Consider the following 17,672-nt stretch of genomic DNA (forward strand, 5'->3'; position numbering starts at 1 on the left):
CATGTGACACCCGGGGCCCGGTCGGCGACGACCGGGCCCCGGCCCGTCCCCGCCCTCCAGCCGGGCGTCTCCCGCCCCGTCCGCGCCGCCGCTGTCCGGCGCCCGCCTGGCGCGCTCGGGAAAACCCGCAGCTCAGAGCAGGTGGCTTCACCCGAACGGCGCAGTTACCCGGGATCCGGGGGGCCGGTGCCCGCAGGCTGGTCCCATGTGGTCACGCCGACTGGCCCTGGGCGCCGGGGCCGTCGTCCTCCCGCTGGCTCTGCTGGCGGTGCGGGACGCGGCCGTACGGTCCGACCCTCCCGGCCGACACGAACCCGCCGCGATACGCCCGGCGGCACCCCGTCCCGCGATCGTCAGCAGACAGAAGTGGGACGCGGACGAGGACCTGGTCCGCGAGCGCGCGCCGTACAGCGGCGCCGTCAGCGCCGTCTTCGTCCACCACACCGGGCACCCCAACGGCTACGACTGCGCCGACGTCCCGGAACTGCTGCGCTCGCTCCAGACCGAGCACGTCACCCACGAGGGCTGGGACGACATCGGCTACAACTTCGTCGTGGACCGGTGCGGCACCATCTACGAGGGCCGGGCCGGCAGCGCCAGCCGCCCCGTACGCGGAGCGCACGCCAAGGGCTTCAACGCCCACACCGTGGGCATAGCGGCGCTGGGCACCTTCACGGAGGGGGTGCCGGTGCCGGGGGAGTTGATCGCGGGCATGGCGAAGGTCGCCGCGTGGAAGCTGCGGCCCGGGGCCGACCCCCGCGGCACGGTGCGGCTGACCTCCAGCAACGACGAGAGCCGCTACGACAAGGGCGACAAGGCCGAACTCAACGTCATCTCCGGGCACCGCGACGGCTACGAGACCGACTGCCCCGGCGAGGCGCTGTACCAGCGGCTGCCCGCGCTCCGCGAGGCCGTGGCCCGGCTGCGCGACCGCTGAGCCGCGTGACCGCTGAGCCGCGTGACCGCTGAGCCGCGTGACCGCGGCCCGCGCGTCCCGGACCCTTCCCCACCGCCCGCACCCGGCCGCCCCGGCCGAGCGTGCCGGGCGGTGCGACTGCGCCGCCGCACCGGTGACCAGCCGGTCTCCCGGACCCGATGGGGTGCCCGGGGAGCGGGGACACCGGTCCCCGGGGTGCGGGCGCCGGCGTGGCACGCCGTGAAGCGGGGCCGGACCAGCCGGCGGAGGCGGAACGGATGCCGGAACGGATGCCGGGGAGCGGGGGAAGGACGGCCGCGGAAGAAGCCCCGCAGAAAGATCTGCTCTCCCTGCATCCGAACACGGTCCTCAACCCGAAATATGTGATGAATGCTCCGCAATCGGACGGAGCGTCGTCGTGAAGGGGTATTTCGATGAGGAATTGCCGCAGCGCCGCCGCCATCGCGGCCACGGTGGGCATATGCGCCCTCGGACTCTCCGCCGCCCCCGCCCAGGCCGGGCCGGCGCAGACCGGGGAGGGCAAGGCACAGGTATCCGTCTTCCATGGCGTTCCGGGCCTCACCGTCGATGTGTACGCCAACGGCAAGGAACTCCTGCCGAACTTCAAACCCGGCACCCTGACACCGCCGCAGGCGCTCGACCCGGGCAGCTACGACATCGAGGTCTTCGAGGCCGGCGCCGACCCCGAGGGCGAGCCCGCCATCCAGAAGACGGTGGAGGTTCCGGCCGGGGCGAACGCCACGGTCGCCGCCCACCTGACCGCGGACGGCAAGCCCACCCTCAACGCCTACGTCAACGACGTGTCGAAGGTGCCCGCCGGCAAGGCCCGGCTCACCGTGCGCCATGTCGCGGCCGCACCGGCCGTCGATGTGCGGGCCGACGGAACACCGATCGTCAAGGGGCTGGAGAACCCCAAGGAGGCCACCACCACGGTGCCCGCGGGCACGGTGAACGCCGACGTCACCCTGGCCGGGACGGACGATGTCGTCATCGGCCCGGCGCAGCTCGCCCTGAAGGAGGGCACGAGCAACGTCGTCTACGCCTGGGGCAGCGCCGAGGAGAAGAACCTCGCGCTCAAGACCCAGACCTTCAGCGGCCTCCACAGCGCCCCGGGCGGCGTCAAGGGCGGCCAGAGCGACTCGCTGATGCAGGCCGGCGCGGACAGCTCGGACGGCGCCTCCGCCTGGGCGGCCTGGTCGGGTGCGGGCGCCGTCGCCGCGGCGGGTGTGCTGCTCACCCGTACGGCCTGGCGCGGCAGCCGCTCCAAGGGCTGAGCACCGGGCGGGGCCCGTGCCCCGGCCTCCCCGGCACCCCTCGGCGTCGCGGTGCCCGCCGCCGGCTCCGGCCGGCGGATGGCGGGCGACCCGCGGCCCGGATGGCCGGTGACCGGTGACCGGGGCGACCGGACGAGCAGGTGCGGCAAGGCCGCCCGGCGTGCGCCCGCGCGCCGGGCGGCCGCCCGCGCGGCGCGGGGCCGGGCCGCGGATGTACGGGCCGTGCTGTGCCCCCGGGGCCAGGGGCCCGAGCGGAACCCCACGCGGGGAAAGACCACCGGACGAGACCCCGGGCGAGAACCCGGAGGGAAGCCCGGACGAGGGACCGGACGAGGAACCGGACGAGAGCAGGGGCGAGAGCTGGGATGAACGTGAGGACCGGAGCGGGAACGCGAGCATGGACGGCGGTGCGGCGGGCCCTGGCCTCCCGCGGGTTCCGCCCCTGGCTGTCGGCCGGCGCCGTCGCGGCGATGGCCGCGATCGTGGTGGTGGCGGCCCTGCTGGCCGTGCCGGAGCCGGAAACCCGGGAGGGCGCGCCGCCACCCGGTTTCGGCGACCGGCGGTCCGCCGGAGGGACGGACGGCGGGGACGGCGGCCCGGGGACGACGGGGCGCACCCCGGCCGTTCGCGGGACGCACCGGACGGCATCGCCCGCGCGGAGCCGGACCGGCGGGCCTCCGCGGTCACGCCGCCGGTCCGGCTCCGCATCCCCGGCTGCGGGTCGACGCGGAGGTCCAACCGGTCGGCCTGGCCCGGGACGGCACGGTCGCGGTGCCCGGTGACGCCGCCGGCACCGGCTGGTACCGGTACGGCCCGGCCCCCGGCGCCCCCGCCGGCTCCGCCGTTCTGGTCGGCCACGTCGACTCGCGCACGGGCAGGCTGGGCGCGCTGGCCGCGCTCCACGACGTCCGCGCGGGGGACGCCGTCATCGTCCGCCGCAAGGGCGCGCCGGCGGTCCGCTACACGGTGGCGTCCCAGGAGGTCCGGGACCGCGACCGGCTGCCGGGCGAGCTGTTCCGCCGCAACGGCCCCCCGGTGCTGACGCTGATCACCTGCACGCTGCCGTACGACCGCGAGCAGGGCGGCTACCGGAACAACCTGATCGTGACCGCCACCCGGGTGAGCGGATAGCCGTGGTGCGGAGGATCGGGGCCCCCGGCTCCCTATCGTCGCGTGGGTGACCGGAACCCGCACCGACGCCGAACTGGCCGAAGGCTTCGCCCGCGGTGACGAGGGCTGCCTCGCGGAGGCGTACCGCCGCTGGGCCGGACTGGTGCACACGTTCGCCGGCCGCGCGCTCGGTGACGCGAGCGAGGCGGAAGACGTCACCCAGGAGGTGTTCGTCAGCGCCTGGCGGGGCCGCGCCGGCTACTCGCCCGACCGGGGTTCCCTGCCCGGCTGGCTGCTCGCCATCGCCCGCCGCCGGATCGCCGACGCCCTGCGGGCCCGCAGCAGCCGCCAGGACAAGGCCCGGCGGGCCGCGGGCGCGGTCGTCGACCGGCCGGTGGGCGACCCGGTGGACGGGGTCGTCGACAGCGTGCTGGTGATGGACGAACTCTGCGCCCTGCCGCAGCCGCAGCAGCAGATCCTGCGGCTGGCCTTCTACCACGACTTCACGCAGGCGCAGATCGCGGAACGGCTGGATCTGCCGCTGGGCACCGTGAAGACCCATGTCCGCCGGAGTCTGGGCCGGCTGAGAACGCGAATGGAGACGGACGGTGACGGAGCACGCTGACCCGGCCCTGCTGGCCGAACTGGCCCTCGGCAACCGGCCGTCCGCCGGGGAGGGAACCGAGGCGGACGCCGGCTCCGCCGACGGCGGGACGGAGCCACGGGCCGCCGAGCGCCATCTCGCGGCCTGCCCGCAGTGCCGGGACACCCTGGCCGCGCTGCGCCGGATCATCGGGGCCGCCCGGAACGTCTCCCCGGACGACAGGGTGACGGCGCCGCCGGAAGCCCTCTGGGAGAGCATCGCGGCGGAACTCGGACTGTCCGGCGGGCCCGGTGCGTCCGGTGCGTCCGGTGCGTCCGGCGGCGGAACGCCCGGCTCCCGCCTCCGGAGCCGGCTGCGCCGCACGGGCCCGGCCGAGCCCGTACCGGTCCGCCCGGCCGAGCACCCCGCCGAGCCCGTGACGGCGGCCCATTCCGTCCCGCTGGGAGTCGTCCCGCTGGAAGAAGCCGTGCCGCATTCCGCCGGGGGAGAACCGGCCCACCCGGAAGCGGCGGAGGCCGAGCCCGTCCCGGCCCGCCCGGGCGGCACGGGAAGGCCGCCCGGCGACAGCACGCGCTGAGACCGTCGAGCCATCCCCGGAGGCGGTTCACCCCGCGCCGGCCCCGCAGCGTCTGGTCCCAGCGCAACGTCGCCAACGTGGCCCGGTTGGAGGCGGCCGGCCTGATGCTGCCCGCCGGCCGCGCCGCGGTGGACGCCGCGAAGGCCGACGGGCGGTGGACGGCCGCCTATGCGCCGTCATCGGAAGCGGAGGTGCCGGCCGACCTGCGAGCTGCGATCGCCGCCGACCCGGCGGCGCAGGCGATGTTCGAGGTGCTCACCAAGACCCACCGCTTCGCCCTCAGCAGCCGGGTCAATGCCGCCAAGCGGGCCGAGACGCGCACCCGGAGATCGCCGAGTGCGTGGCGATGCTCGTCCGGCACGAGACGGTCCACCCGCAGCGAGCCAGGCCGGCGGACCCGCCGACGTCGTGACCGGGCGTCTGCCGGAACGGACAAACCCACGCTATTGAGCGGAACTGTTCTCGAAACTCTGTCTCGTCCGCTTCAAGAAGCGTGAAGGTCTCCGCTGGTGCGCGGTCAGCCGTATCGCTCGATGAGCGCGTTGCCGATCGAGGCCAGGTGCTCTCGGACGCCCGGAGGGCCGGTCACCTCGAGCCATTCGACCAGCCCGGCGAGCTCGCCGGCGAGCATGTACTCGTTGTGGCCGCGGATCACGACCTCGATGCCGCCGTCGGTCGTGGAACCTCCCACGTCGAGCCGGCCGCCGAGCGCCATCCGGAGTATGCCGATCCCGTGGGGTGTGCACACCGCCTGGATCTCCAGCGGTGTTCGTTTGCGGTCGACCTCGTCGGCGATCTCGTACCAGCTCTCGGCAAGGTCGAAGTCCTCGGGTCGGTGCACGGGATCGTCGGTCGGGTCGGCGGACGACACGCGGTCGATCCGGAAGGTCCGTCGGCCGGCCTCGGTGTTGGAGACGAGGTACCACGCCGGACCTTTGGCGACGATGCCCAGCGGGTGGACGGTTCTCCGGGTTTCGACGCCTTTGCTGTCGACGTAGCCGAGCCGCACCTGGACGCCGCGGACCACCGCGTCTTGGAGTTCGTCCAGGAAGCGGGGCGGCCGGTGCTCGACCCGGCTCGCCCCCCATCGTTGCGGGTCGATGACCAGTGACGACGCTGCTGCCTCGGCCTGCACCCGGAAGGGCTCCGGCAGAGCATGGACGAGCTTGCGCAGAGCTGCTTTCACGGCCGGCGTCGCAGCCGAGGCCGGGCCGACAGCCAGGAACAGGGCGCGGGCCTCACGGGCGGTCAACCCGGACAGGTCGGTACGGGCGCCGCCCACGAGGCGCCAGCCGCCGCCTCGGCCCTGCACGGAGTACACGGGCACCCCGGCCATGGCCAGTGCGTCGAGGTCGCGGCGGGCGGTGCGCTCGGAGACCTCGAGTTCTCGGGAGACCTCTGCTGCTGTCACCTGCTCGCGCCGTTGCAGCATGAGGAGGATGGCCACCAGCCGGTCGGTTCGCATGCCGACAAAAATCTCACATAAACCGGTCGTGGGGTGACCGGTTTCGGGCCGCAGGATGGCGACATGACCTCACCGAGGAGGTCGACCGCCAGCGACCCCCCGGAGAGGAAATGCAGTGTTCGATCCAGCCGATTTTCCCAAGCCCACCCTCATTCCGGTCAACGGTGTGGAACTCGAAGTCTTCGAAGCAGGCCGAGAGAACGCGGCGAAGCCCATCGTGCTCTGCCACGGCTGGCCGGAACACGCCTTCTCCTGGCGCCACCAGATGCCCGCCCTCGCCGCAGCCGGTTACCACGTCATCGCACCGAACCAGCGGGGTTACGGCAATTCGTCCCGCCCGGTCGAAGTGGCGGACTACGACATCGAGCATCTGTCGGGTGACCTCGTCGCGCTCCTCGACCACTACGGATACGAAGACGCCACTTTCGTCGGCCATGACTGGGGCGCGTTCGTGGTCTGGGGACTGACCCTGTTGCATCCGAACCGTGTGAACAAGGTGATCAACCTGAGCCTGCCTTACCAGGAGCGCGGAGAGAAGTCCTGGATCGAGTTCATGGAAGATGTGTTCGGCGGCGACTTCTATTTCGTCCACTTCAATCGGCAGCCAGGCGTCGCGGACGCCGTGTTCGAAGACAACACCTTCCAGTTCCTTCGCAACCTGTACCGGAAGAACGAGCCCCCCAGGGAGCCTCGGCCGGGTATGGCGCTGATCGATCTCGCCAGAGCGGAAACGCCACTCGGTGATCCCGTGATGAGCGACAGTGAACTGACTGTTCTCGTCTCCGCTTTTGAATCATCAGGGTTCACGGCCAGTGTGAATTGGTACAGAAACCTGGACCGCAACTGGCGCTTGTTGGCGGACGTGGACCCGATCATCCAACAGCCCACCCTCATGATCTACGGCGACCGCGATGTGGTCGCGAGGTCTGAAAGACTGGCAGAATTCGTTCCGAATGTGGAAGAGGTCAGTCTGGATTGCGGTCATTGGATCCAGCAGGAGAAGCCGGAAGAAACGAACCAGACCATTCTCAAGTGGCTGGACCAGCGGGAGGCCGTCTAAGGGTTGTCACGTAATCCGCGGTGGATCACCCCGCGGCAGGTCGCGATGGTCACGGTGGGGGGCCGCCGCGGTAAATCCGGCATTGACTGCGGCAGCACCCTGACAGGGCGTCAGGGTTCAGAAGTCCGATAAGCCGATATCGAAGTCGACATCGTCAGGGGCCCGGACCCGGTCGGTCCAGCCCGGCCCCTTCGGGGGCGGCAGGCCGGCCCGGCTCGGGGCCCGTCAGCGGTCGGCGAGGGCATCGGCCGGGTTGGCGTACACCGCCTTGCGCCACGCGGGCGGCACGCTGTCAGTCCTGTTCCGCGCCCGAGGGCAGCCGGCGCAGTGTCATCCGGGAGGCCTTGTCGCTGCCGAAGCCGTAGTCCAGCAGCTTCGCGGCATCGGTGTAGCGGCTGCTGCCGTTCAGGACGACCCCGACCAGGGTCTTGCCGCCGCGGGTCGCGGCGAACACGAGGCACGGTCCCGCGGCGGTCCCGGTGCCGGTCTTGATGCCGACGGCGCCGGAGTAGGAGCCGAGCAGCCGGTTGGTGTTGTACCAGGTGTAGGTGCGGGTGCCGCCGGTGCTCGTCTTGGCGTAGCGCACGGTCTTCTGCGTCTTCGCGACGGTGCGGAACGTCGAGTACTTCATCGCGCTGCGGGCGAGCTTCGCCAGGTCGCGCGGGGTGGTGTAGTTGTTGCCGGTCGTCGATATGCCGTCGAACGAGTCGAACTCGGTGTTGGTCATGCCGAGGGTGTCGGCCTTCTTGTTCATCTTCCCGATGAACGACTTCACCCGCGCGGAGCGCGTGGTGCCGCTGCCGAAGGTGTCCGCGAGGGCGTACGCGGCGTCGCAGCCGGAGGGCAGCATCGTCGCGTAGAGCAGCTGCCGGACGGTGACCTTGTCGCCCGTCCTGAGGTCGGCCGTGCTGGCGCCCTCACGGGCGACGTAGTCGCGGTACGCCTGCTGGACGGTGACCTTCCGGTCCAGGTCGAGGTTGGTCTGGCTGAGCACCACGCGGACCGTCATGATCTTCGTGGTGCTGGCCATCTGCCGCTTGGTGTCGGCGTACTTGCCGTAGATCCTGGAGCCGTCCGCCTGGTTCAGCAGGAACGCGCCCTTGGCGCTGACGGAGGGCGCGGGCGGCCCGGACGGGGCGGCCTGCGCGGGCGTGGCCACGGCCGGTACGGCCAGGACGGCACCGGCGGTCACGACGACGGCGGCGGCCCGGCGTCCGCGCGCGAGCGGGGGCGCACCGGCTCCGCGCGCACGCGGGCCCTTGTCGAGGGTTCTCACTTCACACGCTCCGAATCGGCCTGAAACGGCGGGAATCTGTCAGCAGCGGACAGCCGGGCGGGCGCTGTTCCACTCTCTCCACGACTCATGACTCATGAGACCGGCCGAAGTATGTACGGACCGGAGGAGTGGATTCTCGTACGGTCCGACCGGACCGCCCGAGCCGGGTCCCTCCCACCCGCCCCGGCCGCGGACCGCGCGCACGGCGGGCCGGGCGCCCCCGCCCGGGAACCCGGAAAGCAGCCGGGGCCTTTCTTTACCCCGATGGGCCGATGCCGTTCAGCGGCGGGGGAGGCACACTCGAGTACGCGGATGAGGAGGCGGGCAGCCATGGCCAGGACGGCAACGCGACGGACCGTACTGCTGACAGCGGCGCTGTCGCTGCTGGCAGCGGCCTGCCAGACGGAGGACGGTGACGGGGACGGCGACGGACGCTCGCCCTTCACCGGCGAACGGGGCGCGGGCGAGAAGGTCCTCGCCGTCAAGATCGACAATGTGCGGGCGGCCAGGCCCCACACGGGCCTGGACAAGGCCGACATCGTCTACATCGAGCAGGTCGAGGCCGGCCTCACCCGGATACTGGCGATCCTCGCCTCCGACCTGCCCGAGTCCCTCGGCCCGGTGCGCAGCGCCCGCGAGTCGGACCTCGAACTGCTGCGCCAGTTCGGCACCCCCGCACTCGCGTACTCCGGTGTGCAGAGCAGGCTGCGCCCCCTGGTGGAGGCCGCCCCGCTGATCCCCCTCCCGCCGGGCGAGCTCGGCGACGGGTACGTCCGCGACCCGAGCCGCTCCGCGCCCCACAACCTCTATCTCCGCCCGGACCGCGCCCTGCGCGCCGCGTCCGGCGCCTCGGCGCCCCGCGACATCGGCTTCCGCTTCGGCCCCGCGCCGGACGGCGGCCGGAAGACCGGGGAGCACACCGTCCGCTTCCCGGCCGCGAGCTTCACCTTCGACTGGTCCTCCTCGGAGAAGCGCTGGCTGGTCTCCATGGACGGGTCACCGGCCCGCACGAACGGCAGCGACCGGCTGGGCGCGGCCACCGTCGTCGTCCAGTACGTGACGGTCCGCCCCTCCGACTACGGCGACCGCTCGGGCAGCGTCACCCCCTACACGGAGACCGTGGGCTCCGGCCGCGCCCTGGTCCTGCGCGACGGCCGGGAGTACGAGGCCGAGTGGAGCCGCCCCTCGGGGAACGCCGGCACCACCTTCACCGACACCGAGGGCCGCCGCCTCCCCTTCGCCCGCGGCCCGGTCTGGGTGGCCCTCGCCCCGGTGGACTGAGCGCCCGCGGAACGGCGCACGGCCGAAGCGCGTCTCCGTGCCCGGCCCCGAGCGGCAACAGCGGGACCTATGGTTCCGGCCGATCGTTTCCGGACACGGCAACGTTCACCGGCCGATACCCCCACCCGTAACCGCCAGAGGGTCGCGCGTTAACGAAGTCCTCTTAGCGTCCGGCGCAGCCACCCCGCACATCAGGGTCACCCACAGAAGGACGCACACCATGCGCCGCACCCGCCGTACCCGCCTCATCACCGCAGCCCTCGCCGTCGGCATGGGCCTGCCCCTCGGTCTGCTCTCGGCCGCTCCCACCTCCGCCCACGGCCACGGCCACGGCCGCTCCCACGGCGGGCCGATGGCGTTCCAGCCGATCGAGGGCTCCGCCTACGACCGGATGTCGGCCGACTGGTCCGAGCCGCTGGTCGCCCCCCAGGGCTTCCGCCAGAAGCTCGTGGCGGACGAGACCGTCCTCGACATCTACGGGGGAGGCACCGATGACCTCACCGACATGAACACGGTCAACGAAACCGGCCGCCAGGCGGGCCGCTACCTCTACCGCACCCACGAGGTCTCCTCCAACGGAGCCGTCTCCGTCGTCGACCTGAAGACCGGCGAGGCGAAGGTCATCGCGCAGCGCGCGGACTGGCGCCGCCTCGACGGCGTGCGCTGGACCCCCTGGGGCAGCCTGCTCGTCACCGAGGAGACCAACGGCGGCCGGGTCTTCGAGCTGTTCCTCGACCGGAGGGACCGCACGGAGGTGACCCGCATCGAGGAGCGCCGTCAGCTCGGCATCCTGCGCCATGAGGGCATCGACGTGCTCCCCGACGGCACCGTCTTCGTCATCGACGAGCTCAACGGCGGCTCGGTCTACAAGTTCGTGCCGACCCGCCGCGGCGACCTCTCCGAGGGCCGGCTCCACGCGCTCAAGATCAACGGTCTCTCCGACGCCGCGCAGAAGTGGAACCCGGAGACGTACGGCGAGAAGACCGGCGCCTTCACCTGGGTCCCGCTCGACAAGGAGCAGGTGCTCTCCGACGCCGACGCGGCCTCCGACGCGGTGAACGCCACCGAGTTCGGCCGTCCCGAGGACGTCGAGGTCATCGGCGACACCCTCTACGTCGCCAACACCAGCGAGAACCGTGTCGTCGCGGTCAACCTGCGCAAGAACGTTCTCTCCGCGTTCGTCCAGGCCGGCGTGAACGCGCCCGTCGAGGACCGCGCCGCCGGCATCACCGGCTTCAAGAGCCCGGACAATCTGGCCCAGGGCCCCGACGGCCGCCTGTGGATCGTCGAGGACAACTACGCCAGCGACATCTGGGTCGCCGGCCGGGACCGTGACCGGGACGGCGCCGCCGACTCCACCGAGCTCTTCGCCTCTCTGAAGGACCCGGGCGCGGAGGTCAGCGGCATCTACTTCGGCAAGGACCCGAAGACGCTCTTCTTCAGCGTCCAGCACCCCGACAAGCCGCTCGCGGACGGTACCTGGAAGATCACCCGCCGCCGCTGACGGCGCGGCCGGCGGCCCCGGCCGCCCGGACGTGAGGGTCCCCGCCGGTCGTCCGGCGGGGACCTTCCGATGCCGGGCCCGGGCCCGGTGCCCGGAAGCGGCCCGGACACACCGTCAGAGCCGGCCGACCGTCACCAGCCGGTGGGCAGGGCGGCCACCGGTACGAGAGAGAGCTCGTAGAGGTAACCGGCCTCCTCGATGCCGGTCAGCGTGACGTCGTAGGCGTAGTAGACGACGGTGAGGCCGGTGTACTGCGAGACCTCGGTGACGTAGACGATGCGGTCGGCCATCTCCCCGATCTCGCTCTCGGTCGCCAGGATCCTGTCGGCCATGACACCGATGGAGTTCTCGGTGTAGAGGACACCGTCGAGCGACTGCTCGTAGACGGAGGCGCCCTCCTGCCCGACGTAGACGACGGCGTCGGAAACCGTCGTCGCCGCGGCGGCCCGCGGCGCCGTGATGCCGGCCGTCACGGCCAGCAGGCTTGTGAGAAGGAGAACCGGCAGGAGGATTTTCCTGAGGGGCGGTGTCACTGCTTGAAGCATGGCTTTCTCCTTTTGGAGAGCGGGAGTCCTGAATACCCCTAGGGGTATATGCCTCGGTGAACTCCCGATCCGGGACCCGGATTCCGGCCTGCGCTGTGCTCTCCGCCACAGCCGGCCGCCGGAGGGCGCCGGGACCGCCCGGCCCCCTCCGCACCGGCTCGGCCGCACACCGGCCGCCACCGGGTGCGCCCGAACCGGCACCGCCGTGCCCTGGGGCGGCATGACCGGGGATGGACCAGGGCACGGCCGGGCGTCGTCAGGAGGCGGGCAGCGGCTTCGCGGCCGTGACCCGGTGCAGATGGATGAGGACGTCGTGGGCCTCGCCCAGCGCGATGTCCTGCTCGGGCACCGGCCAGGCGGCGCCGATGTTGCGGGTCGGGCGCGCCTGAGCCAGCCAGGCGCGGGCGGGAGCGGGGGCGGTGCGCAGGTCCACGATGTAGTCGCGGTGGCGGACCCGGTCCAGGAGATGCTCGTTGCCGCCGGGCCGGGCGGCGCCCACGGTGAAGGTCTCCTCCGGCGAGGTCGGCCCCTCCTCGGAGCCGAAGCCCTGGAAGGACCCGCGGTCGAAGGTGAAGCCGATGCTCACATAGCCCCGCCCGAACCGGTCCTTCAGGACGGCGCCCTGGGTCTTGGGGTAGAAGACGTCGAAGCTTTCGTAGGCGACGTGGGTGTTGTGCGCGGACAGCAGGATCTTGTCGCCGGTGTGCCGCTGCCACCAGGCCACGTTGTCGGCCATGATCCGGTCGCGGTACTTCATCATGGCGGTGATCTGCTCGCTGTCCTCGACGTCGAAGGCGTAGCCCCGGGTCATCTGGTCGACGGCACGGGCGTGCTGGACGGCCCACAGGTGGTCCCGGCGGTCGGCGCCGGAGCCGGAGCCGGCGGGCAGCTTCTCCAGCAGCTCCAGGACGCGCCCGGTGCGTTCGGCGCGCTCCTGGCGCTCGGCGAGGGGAAGGGACGGGTAGCCGGTCATCCAGGTGCCCGCCGAGGTCGTGGGCCGCAGGCCCTGGTACAGCTCGGTGACGCGCGGCAGCAGCCGCGGATGGGCCTCGGCCACGTAGTCGGTGACGCGGTCGTACAGTTCCGGACCGACGTGGCCCATGTCGTTGCCCATGAACCGCACCGGGTCGTGCGGATGGCTGCGGTTGTGGGCGCGCATCCACGAGAAGAGCTCCAGGTACTCGGCCTTGCTCATGATCCTGTAGACGCCCTGGAACTCCTCGTCCATGATCTGCCGCGGGTCGCCCTTGCCGTGCAGGACGTAGTCGTTGAGCCGCATCCCGGTGCTCCAGGGGGCCTCCAGGGAGAAGGTGCGGAACCCCTTCTCCTCCACCAGGTGGCGGAAGACCCGGTGCTTCATGGAGAAGAACTCGTGCGAGCCGTGAGTGGCCTCGCCCAGCCCCACCACCCGGGCGTCTCCCACCATGCGGCTCAGCGGACGGAGATCCCGCGAGCTTCCGTACGGCTCGGTGGAGCGCAGCGGGCGGGCGGCGCGTTCGAGGGCGCGCAGAACGCGCCGCTCCTCCCCGGAGCGGGAGGCGGAGGACGGAGCGAACGTGCCCTCCCGCGCGGAGACGGACTCCTGCGCGGAGACGGTCTGCGGCGCGGCCGGCGCCCCCTGCGCGGGAGCCGCGGAGACGAGCGCTCCGAGCGAGAGAAGAACGGCGGCCGGGACGATTGCCGCGGTGCGGATGCGTCGTGAAGTCATGCCACAACCCTCCTGTGCGCACCCCTGGCGCCACCAACCGCCGGGCACCCCGGTTCAGGGGTGTACGCAAGTACACCCCGGACGGGGGACGGCACCCCCCGGACGCCGTCCCTCCGCCCTCCACCGGCGGCCGGCGGGGCAGGGGCGCGGACCGGGGGCGCGGGCCGGGACTCTTGCGCCCCCGGGTCGTCACTGCCAGCATCGCGGCGAAGCGGAGTCGGCCGCCCCGCCCCGGCCGGCCCCGGACACGTTCGGTTCCTTTCCCCCACTCCGGCGCACGCGCCGACAAGGAGCATGATGAACGTCTTACACGGCACCACAGGAACGGTCCGCGGGTGGGCCCGCAGGCCGGCGAGATGGGCGGTCGCGCTGCTCGCGGGGCTGAGCATGCTGGCCGCGGGCGGCAGCGCGTCGGCGGCCACCCCCGCACAGCCCGCCACGGCACGGCCCGCCACCGCACCGGAAGCCCGGGACTCCGGGGACGCGATGGCGCAGGTCGCCGCGATGCAGCCCGGGTGGAACCTGGGCAACTCGCTCGACGCCACCGGCAGCGACGAGACCTCCTGGGGCAACCCGCGCATCACGGAGGAACTGCTCGACAACGTCCGGGCGCAGGGGTTCAAGAGCATCCGCATCCCGGTGACCTGGAGCGGCCACCAGGGCCCGGCCCCCGGGTACACCCTGGACGCGGACTATCTGAACCGCGTCAAGGAGGTGGCCGACTGGGCGCTCGCCGACGGCTTCCACGTCATGATCAACATTCACCACGACTCCTGGCAGTGGATCGCGGACATGCCGGCCGACCGCGCCGGCGTGCTCGCCCGCTACAACGCCATCTGGACGCAGCTGTCCGGCACCTTCCGGGACTCCTCGTCCAAGCTGGTGTTCGAGAGCATCAATGAACCCCAGTTCAGCGGCAGTTCGGGCGACGCCCAGAACGCGGAGCTGCTGGACGAGCTCAACACCTCCTTCCACCGCATCGTGCGCGGCTCCGGCGGCGCCAACGAGACCAGGCTGCTCGTCCTGCCGACCCTGCACACCTCGGCCGACCAGGCCCGGCTGGACGAGCTGACCGCCACCTTCGACGCCCTGGACGACCCTCACCTCGCCGCGACCGTGCACTACTACGGGTACTGGCCGTTCAGCGTCAACGTCGCGGGCGGCACCCGCTTCGACGCCACCGCGCAGAAGGACCTGACCGACGCCTTCGACCGGGTGCACAACACCTTCGTGGCCCGCGGCATCCCGGTGATCCTCGGCGAGTACGGGCTGCTCGGTTTCGACCGGCACACCGGCACCATCCAGCAGGGCGAGAAGCTGAAGTTCTTCGAGTACCTCGGCCACCACGCCCGCACCCGGCAGATCACCACCATGCTGTGGGACAACGGCCAGCACTTCCAGCGCACCGGCTTCCGGTGGAACGACCCGGAGCTGTTCGCGCAGATCAGGTCGAGCTGGACGACCCGGTCGGGCACGGCCTCGTCCGACCAGGTGTTCAGCGCCCGCTCCGGGCCCGTCACCGCCAAGACGCTCACGCTGAACCTCAACGGCACCGCCTTCACCGGGCTGCGCCACGGCAGCACCGAACTGGTGCGCGGCACGGACTACATCGTCCAGGGCGACCAGCTGACGCTGACCGCACCGGCCCTCACCCGGCTGAGCGGCTCGCGGGAGTACGGCACCAACGCGGAGCTGTCCGCGCGGTTCTCGGCCGGGGTCCCGTGGCGGATCAGCCTCATCACGCACGACACACCCGTCCTGCGGGACGCCACCGGGACGACGGACTCCTTCGCCGTTCCGACCGACTTCCGTGGTGACCAACTCGCCACCATGGAGGCCCGGTACGCCGACGGCAGCAACGCCGGACCGCACAACTGGACGTCCTACAAGGAGTTCGACCGCGCGTTCGCGCCGGACTACAGCGCCGGCGAAACCGTCCTGACGCCCGAGTTCTTCGCCGAGGTCCAGGAGGGAGCCCGGGTGACCCTCACCTTCCACTACTGGAGCGGAGTGACGGTCACCTACCACGTCACCAGGACCGGAACCTCGGTCACCGGCACCACGGCCTGACCGGCGCCTCCCCGGCCCCGTGCGCCGCCGCTCCCCGGGACCGGCGGCGCACGGGCCGGGGAGGTCACTCGCTCAGCCGCGCCACCGTGGAGCGGGACGTGGGGAAGAGCGCGCCGGTCAGCAGGCGGTCCAGGCCCGGCACCCGCATCGCGCGGAACCCCCAGCGCCGCAGCAGCAGCCGGGAGGGCGAGGTGGGCAGGAACCACTCACCGACCCGCTGCCGGGCCCGCGCCTGGACCTCGCCCGCCACGGGGCGCCAGCGCTCCTCGTACCCGGCGAGCGCCGCGGCGACGGATCCGGCGGGCGCGGCGGCCCCGGCGACCCCGGCGGACGGTGCGGCCCCGGCCGCGCGCAGCCGCTCGGCCAGCACATAGGCCCCGGCGACCCCCAGCGAGGCCCCCTGCCCGGCGATCAGCGACACCGCGTGGGCCGCGTCCCCCAGCAGCACCACCCTGCCGCTCCGCCACCGGGGCGCGTCGATCTGGGCGACCTGGTCGTAGTACACCTCTGCGCCCGGAGGGCACCGGTCCAGGGCCCGGCGGACCAGCCGGCCCATGCCGCCGAACTCCCGACGGAGCGCCTCGCGGGGGTCGGCGGGGAGTGCCGGGTCGCGGGTGCGGTGCACGGTGAAGACGGCGACGCGGCCGTCGGTCAGTCCGTAGAAGCCCATCTGCCGGTGCAGGGTGTCGGTGAGCGCGAACCGGTCGCGCATCCGCCGGAACACCTCCTCGTCCTCGAAGACGAAGGCGCCGGTGTGCATCCCCAGATAGCGGAAGTGGTCGCGCTCGGGCCCGAAGACCAGGGAGCGGATCCGGGAGTGGATGCCGTCGGCGCCCACGACGAGATCCGCGGTGGTGCGGGTGCCGTCCGAGAGCGTCACGGACCCGCTGTCCTCCGCCACCTGTTCGACGGTGGTGCCGTACTGGAGCACCGCGCGGTCCGCGACGGCCTCCCGCAGAAGCAGCTCCAGGTCGGGACGCATGATGCTGACGAGTCCGCCGCCCGTCGCCTTCCGGAACCGGTCGTAGTCCACGCCGGCGACCCGGCGGCCCTCTCCGTCGACGTAGCAGAACTCCGTGGCCGGATGGCCGAGTTGACGGAGCCGGGGCTGGAGGCCCATCGCGGTGAGGGCCTCGAACCCCGGACCGAAGAAATCGATCATGTAGCCCTGTCCGCGCGGGCCGGGGGCCTTGTCCACGAGGTGGACGTCCCAGCCGTGGTCGAGGAGCCGCGCGGCGAGCGCCAGTCCGGCGATGCCGGCTCCGCAGATGAGCGCCTTCACGGGCGTTCTCCCTTCGGTGGCTTCGGTGGCTTCGGTGGCTTCGGTGGGTCGGCCATGAGGCCGCGGACGAGGGGGGTGATCCGCGCGGCGGAGAGGCCGGGGTCCACGGCCTTGTGGAGGAGATAGCCGTCGAGGACGGCCATCAGAGCGGTGGCCGCGGCCTCGGGGTCCCGGTGCCCGGCCAGTCCGGGGCCGGCGGTGAGACCGGCGCGGAAGCCGCCGGTCAGCTCGCGGAGCCGCGTGCGCAGCGCCTCGTCGCGGGTGGCCGCCAGATAGGTCTCGGTGAAGAGGAGGGACTCCGGGTCACGTCCGGTGAACCGGTCCAGGGACACCAGCAGGGCCTCGGCGCCGTCGGCCGGGGTGGCCGCGGCGGCGAACACGGACACGGCCTCGTCGAGGGCGGGGCGTATCGCCTCCAGCGCGGCCTGCCGGAGCAGAGCCGCCAGGGACTCGAAGTGGTAGTGCACCAGCCCGGACCGGACACCGGCCCGCTCGGCCAGCATCCGGGTGGTGACCGCGTTCCAGCCGACCTCACTGATCAGCACGGCGGCCGTGGCCAGCAGCTTCCGCCGCACCTCCCGGCCCCGTGCGGCGGCGGTCGGCCGTGCGGGGCTCATGCCTTGGTCGTCCGCCTTGGTCATCTGTCCAATATAGCGCGGCGGCCCGGACTTCGCGACCGGGGCGGGGAGTCCGCCGGGCGAGCGGTGGGCCGGCCGGGCGGAACGGGCCGGCCGGTTTCAGCGAATCTGCACACCGAATGCGCAGCTGCGGCACGGAACGCGCGGGCCGCGCGCGAGGACTCCACGCCGGGCATGCCGTTTCTGCGGAATGTCCCGCTCCATTTCGCGGTGTCAATCCCGGCGGTGTTACCGGGTCCGCAGGGAATGTGAAGAAGCGGCCCCGAATGTGTGTGCGTATCTGCACGAATGGATAACCCCGGCGTCGAACCGCTGTGACGGGAGTCTCAGTCGATTGGATA

Annotated in this window: 16 protein-coding genes; 10 read left to right on the forward strand and 6 right to left on the reverse strand. The window is 72.3% G+C overall.

Translation table 11 applies throughout. The annotated features are described in order from the left end of the window. The first annotated feature begins 205 nt into the window (after positions 1 to 205). The 6 genes from E4N63_RS16625 to E4N63_RS16650 all read left to right on the forward strand — a co-directional run bounded on the left by E4N63_RS16625 (position 206) and on the right by E4N63_RS16650 (position 4,999). Positions 206 to 937: a peptidoglycan recognition protein gene (locus E4N63_RS16625; RefSeq protein ID WP_125626348.1), complete on the forward strand. Its 732-nt coding sequence runs from the start codon at positions 206 to 208 to the stop codon at positions 935 to 937. Positions 938 to 1,350: 413 nt separating this feature from the next. After that, positions 1,351 to 2,211, forward strand: a complete 861-nt coding sequence (locus E4N63_RS16630) for a DUF4397 domain-containing protein (RefSeq protein WP_125626346.1) — start codon at positions 1,351 to 1,353, stop codon at positions 2,209 to 2,211. 747 nt (positions 2,212 to 2,958) lie between these two features. Beyond that, positions 2,959 to 3,342 carry a class F sortase gene (locus E4N63_RS16635; RefSeq protein ID WP_268271421.1) on the forward strand — a complete coding sequence of 128 codons (384 nt, stop codon included), beginning with the start codon at positions 2,959 to 2,961 and terminating at the stop codon, positions 3,340 to 3,342. Positions 3,343 to 3,388: 46 nt separating this feature from the next. Further along, on the forward strand, positions 3,389 to 3,946 hold the full coding sequence (locus E4N63_RS16640) for a sigma-70 family RNA polymerase sigma factor (protein ID WP_230241047.1): 558 nt from the start codon (positions 3,389 to 3,391) through the stop codon (positions 3,944 to 3,946). Beyond that, the gene (locus E4N63_RS16645) at positions 3,930 to 4,502 is read left to right on the forward strand and encodes a hypothetical protein (RefSeq protein WP_230241048.1); all 573 of its coding nucleotides are present in this window, start codon (positions 3,930 to 3,932) and stop codon (positions 4,500 to 4,502) included. The genes E4N63_RS16640 and E4N63_RS16645 overlap by 17 nt, the downstream gene beginning before the upstream one ends. A gap of 77 nt (positions 4,503 to 4,579) precedes the next feature. Further along, positions 4,580 to 4,999, forward strand: coding sequence for a YdeI family protein (locus E4N63_RS16650; protein WP_230241049.1), 420 nt, complete (start codon positions 4,580 to 4,582; stop codon positions 4,997 to 4,999). Positions 5,000 to 5,019: 20 nt separating this feature from the next. On the opposite strand, the gene E4N63_RS16655 is transcribed toward E4N63_RS16650, so the two are convergent. After that, on the reverse strand, positions 5,020 to 5,967 hold the full coding sequence (locus tag E4N63_RS16655) for a YafY family protein (protein ID WP_230241050.1): 948 nt from the start codon (positions 5,965 to 5,967) through the stop codon (positions 5,020 to 5,022). A 115-nt stretch (positions 5,968 to 6,082) separates the two neighbouring features. On the opposite strand from E4N63_RS16655, the gene E4N63_RS16660 reads away from it, so the two are divergent. Continuing rightward, complete coding sequence (locus tag E4N63_RS16660) at positions 6,083 to 7,027, forward strand: alpha/beta fold hydrolase (protein ID WP_230241051.1); 945 nt, start codon at positions 6,083 to 6,085, stop codon at positions 7,025 to 7,027. Between the two features lie 292 nt (positions 7,028 to 7,319). On the opposite strand, the gene E4N63_RS16665 is transcribed toward E4N63_RS16660, so the two are convergent. Beyond that, complete coding sequence (locus E4N63_RS16665) at positions 7,320 to 8,219, reverse strand: D-alanyl-D-alanine carboxypeptidase family protein (RefSeq protein WP_228429590.1); 900 nt, start codon at positions 8,217 to 8,219, stop codon at positions 7,320 to 7,322. Positions 8,220 to 8,633: 414 nt separating this feature from the next. On the opposite strand from E4N63_RS16665, the gene E4N63_RS16670 reads away from it, so the two are divergent. Further along, on the forward strand, positions 8,634 to 9,584 hold the full coding sequence (locus tag E4N63_RS16670; protein ID WP_228429443.1) for a DUF3048 domain-containing protein: 951 nt from the start codon (positions 8,634 to 8,636) through the stop codon (positions 9,582 to 9,584). A 220-nt stretch (positions 9,585 to 9,804) separates the two neighbouring features. Beyond that, positions 9,805 to 11,088, forward strand: a complete 1,284-nt coding sequence (locus tag E4N63_RS16675; RefSeq protein ID WP_125623494.1) for an alkaline phosphatase PhoX — start codon at positions 9,805 to 9,807, stop codon at positions 11,086 to 11,088. A gap of 131 nt (positions 11,089 to 11,219) precedes the next feature. Here E4N63_RS16675 and E4N63_RS16680 read toward each other — a convergent pair whose 3' ends face one another. Both E4N63_RS16680 and E4N63_RS16685 read right to left on the reverse strand, forming a co-directional pair. Then, positions 11,220 to 11,633 carry a hypothetical protein gene (locus E4N63_RS16680; RefSeq protein WP_125623495.1) on the reverse strand — a complete coding sequence of 138 codons (414 nt, stop codon included), beginning with the start codon at positions 11,631 to 11,633 and terminating at the stop codon, positions 11,220 to 11,222. Positions 11,634 to 11,889: 256 nt separating this feature from the next. Further along, positions 11,890 to 13,341 (reverse strand): erythromycin esterase family protein, encoded by a 1,452-nt coding sequence (locus tag E4N63_RS16685; protein ID WP_230241052.1) that lies wholly within the window; start codon positions 13,339 to 13,341, stop codon positions 11,890 to 11,892. 297 nt (positions 13,342 to 13,638) lie between these two features. Here E4N63_RS16685 and E4N63_RS16690 point away from each other — a divergent pair, with 297 nt between their 5' ends. After that, complete coding sequence (locus E4N63_RS16690) at positions 13,639 to 15,411, forward strand: cellulase family glycosylhydrolase (RefSeq protein WP_230241053.1); 1,773 nt, start codon at positions 13,639 to 13,641, stop codon at positions 15,409 to 15,411. A gap of 64 nt (positions 15,412 to 15,475) precedes the next feature. Here the strand turns inward: E4N63_RS16690 and E4N63_RS16695 are convergent, their stop codons facing one another. Continuing rightward, complete coding sequence (locus E4N63_RS16695; RefSeq protein ID WP_230241054.1) at positions 15,476 to 16,693, reverse strand: FAD-dependent monooxygenase; 1,218 nt, start codon at positions 16,691 to 16,693, stop codon at positions 15,476 to 15,478. Next, positions 16,690 to 17,334 carry a TetR/AcrR family transcriptional regulator gene (locus E4N63_RS16700; RefSeq protein WP_230241055.1) on the reverse strand — a complete coding sequence of 215 codons (645 nt, stop codon included), beginning with the start codon at positions 17,332 to 17,334 and terminating at the stop codon, positions 16,690 to 16,692. The genes E4N63_RS16695 and E4N63_RS16700 overlap by 4 nt, the downstream gene beginning before the upstream one ends. Between the last annotated feature and the right edge of the window lie 338 nt (positions 17,335 to 17,672).

The sequence above is a fragment of the Streptomyces sp. MNU89 genome, from assembly GCF_020982505.1.
Lineage (GTDB): Bacteria > Actinomycetota > Actinomycetes > Streptomycetales > Streptomycetaceae > Streptomyces > Streptomyces xinghaiensis.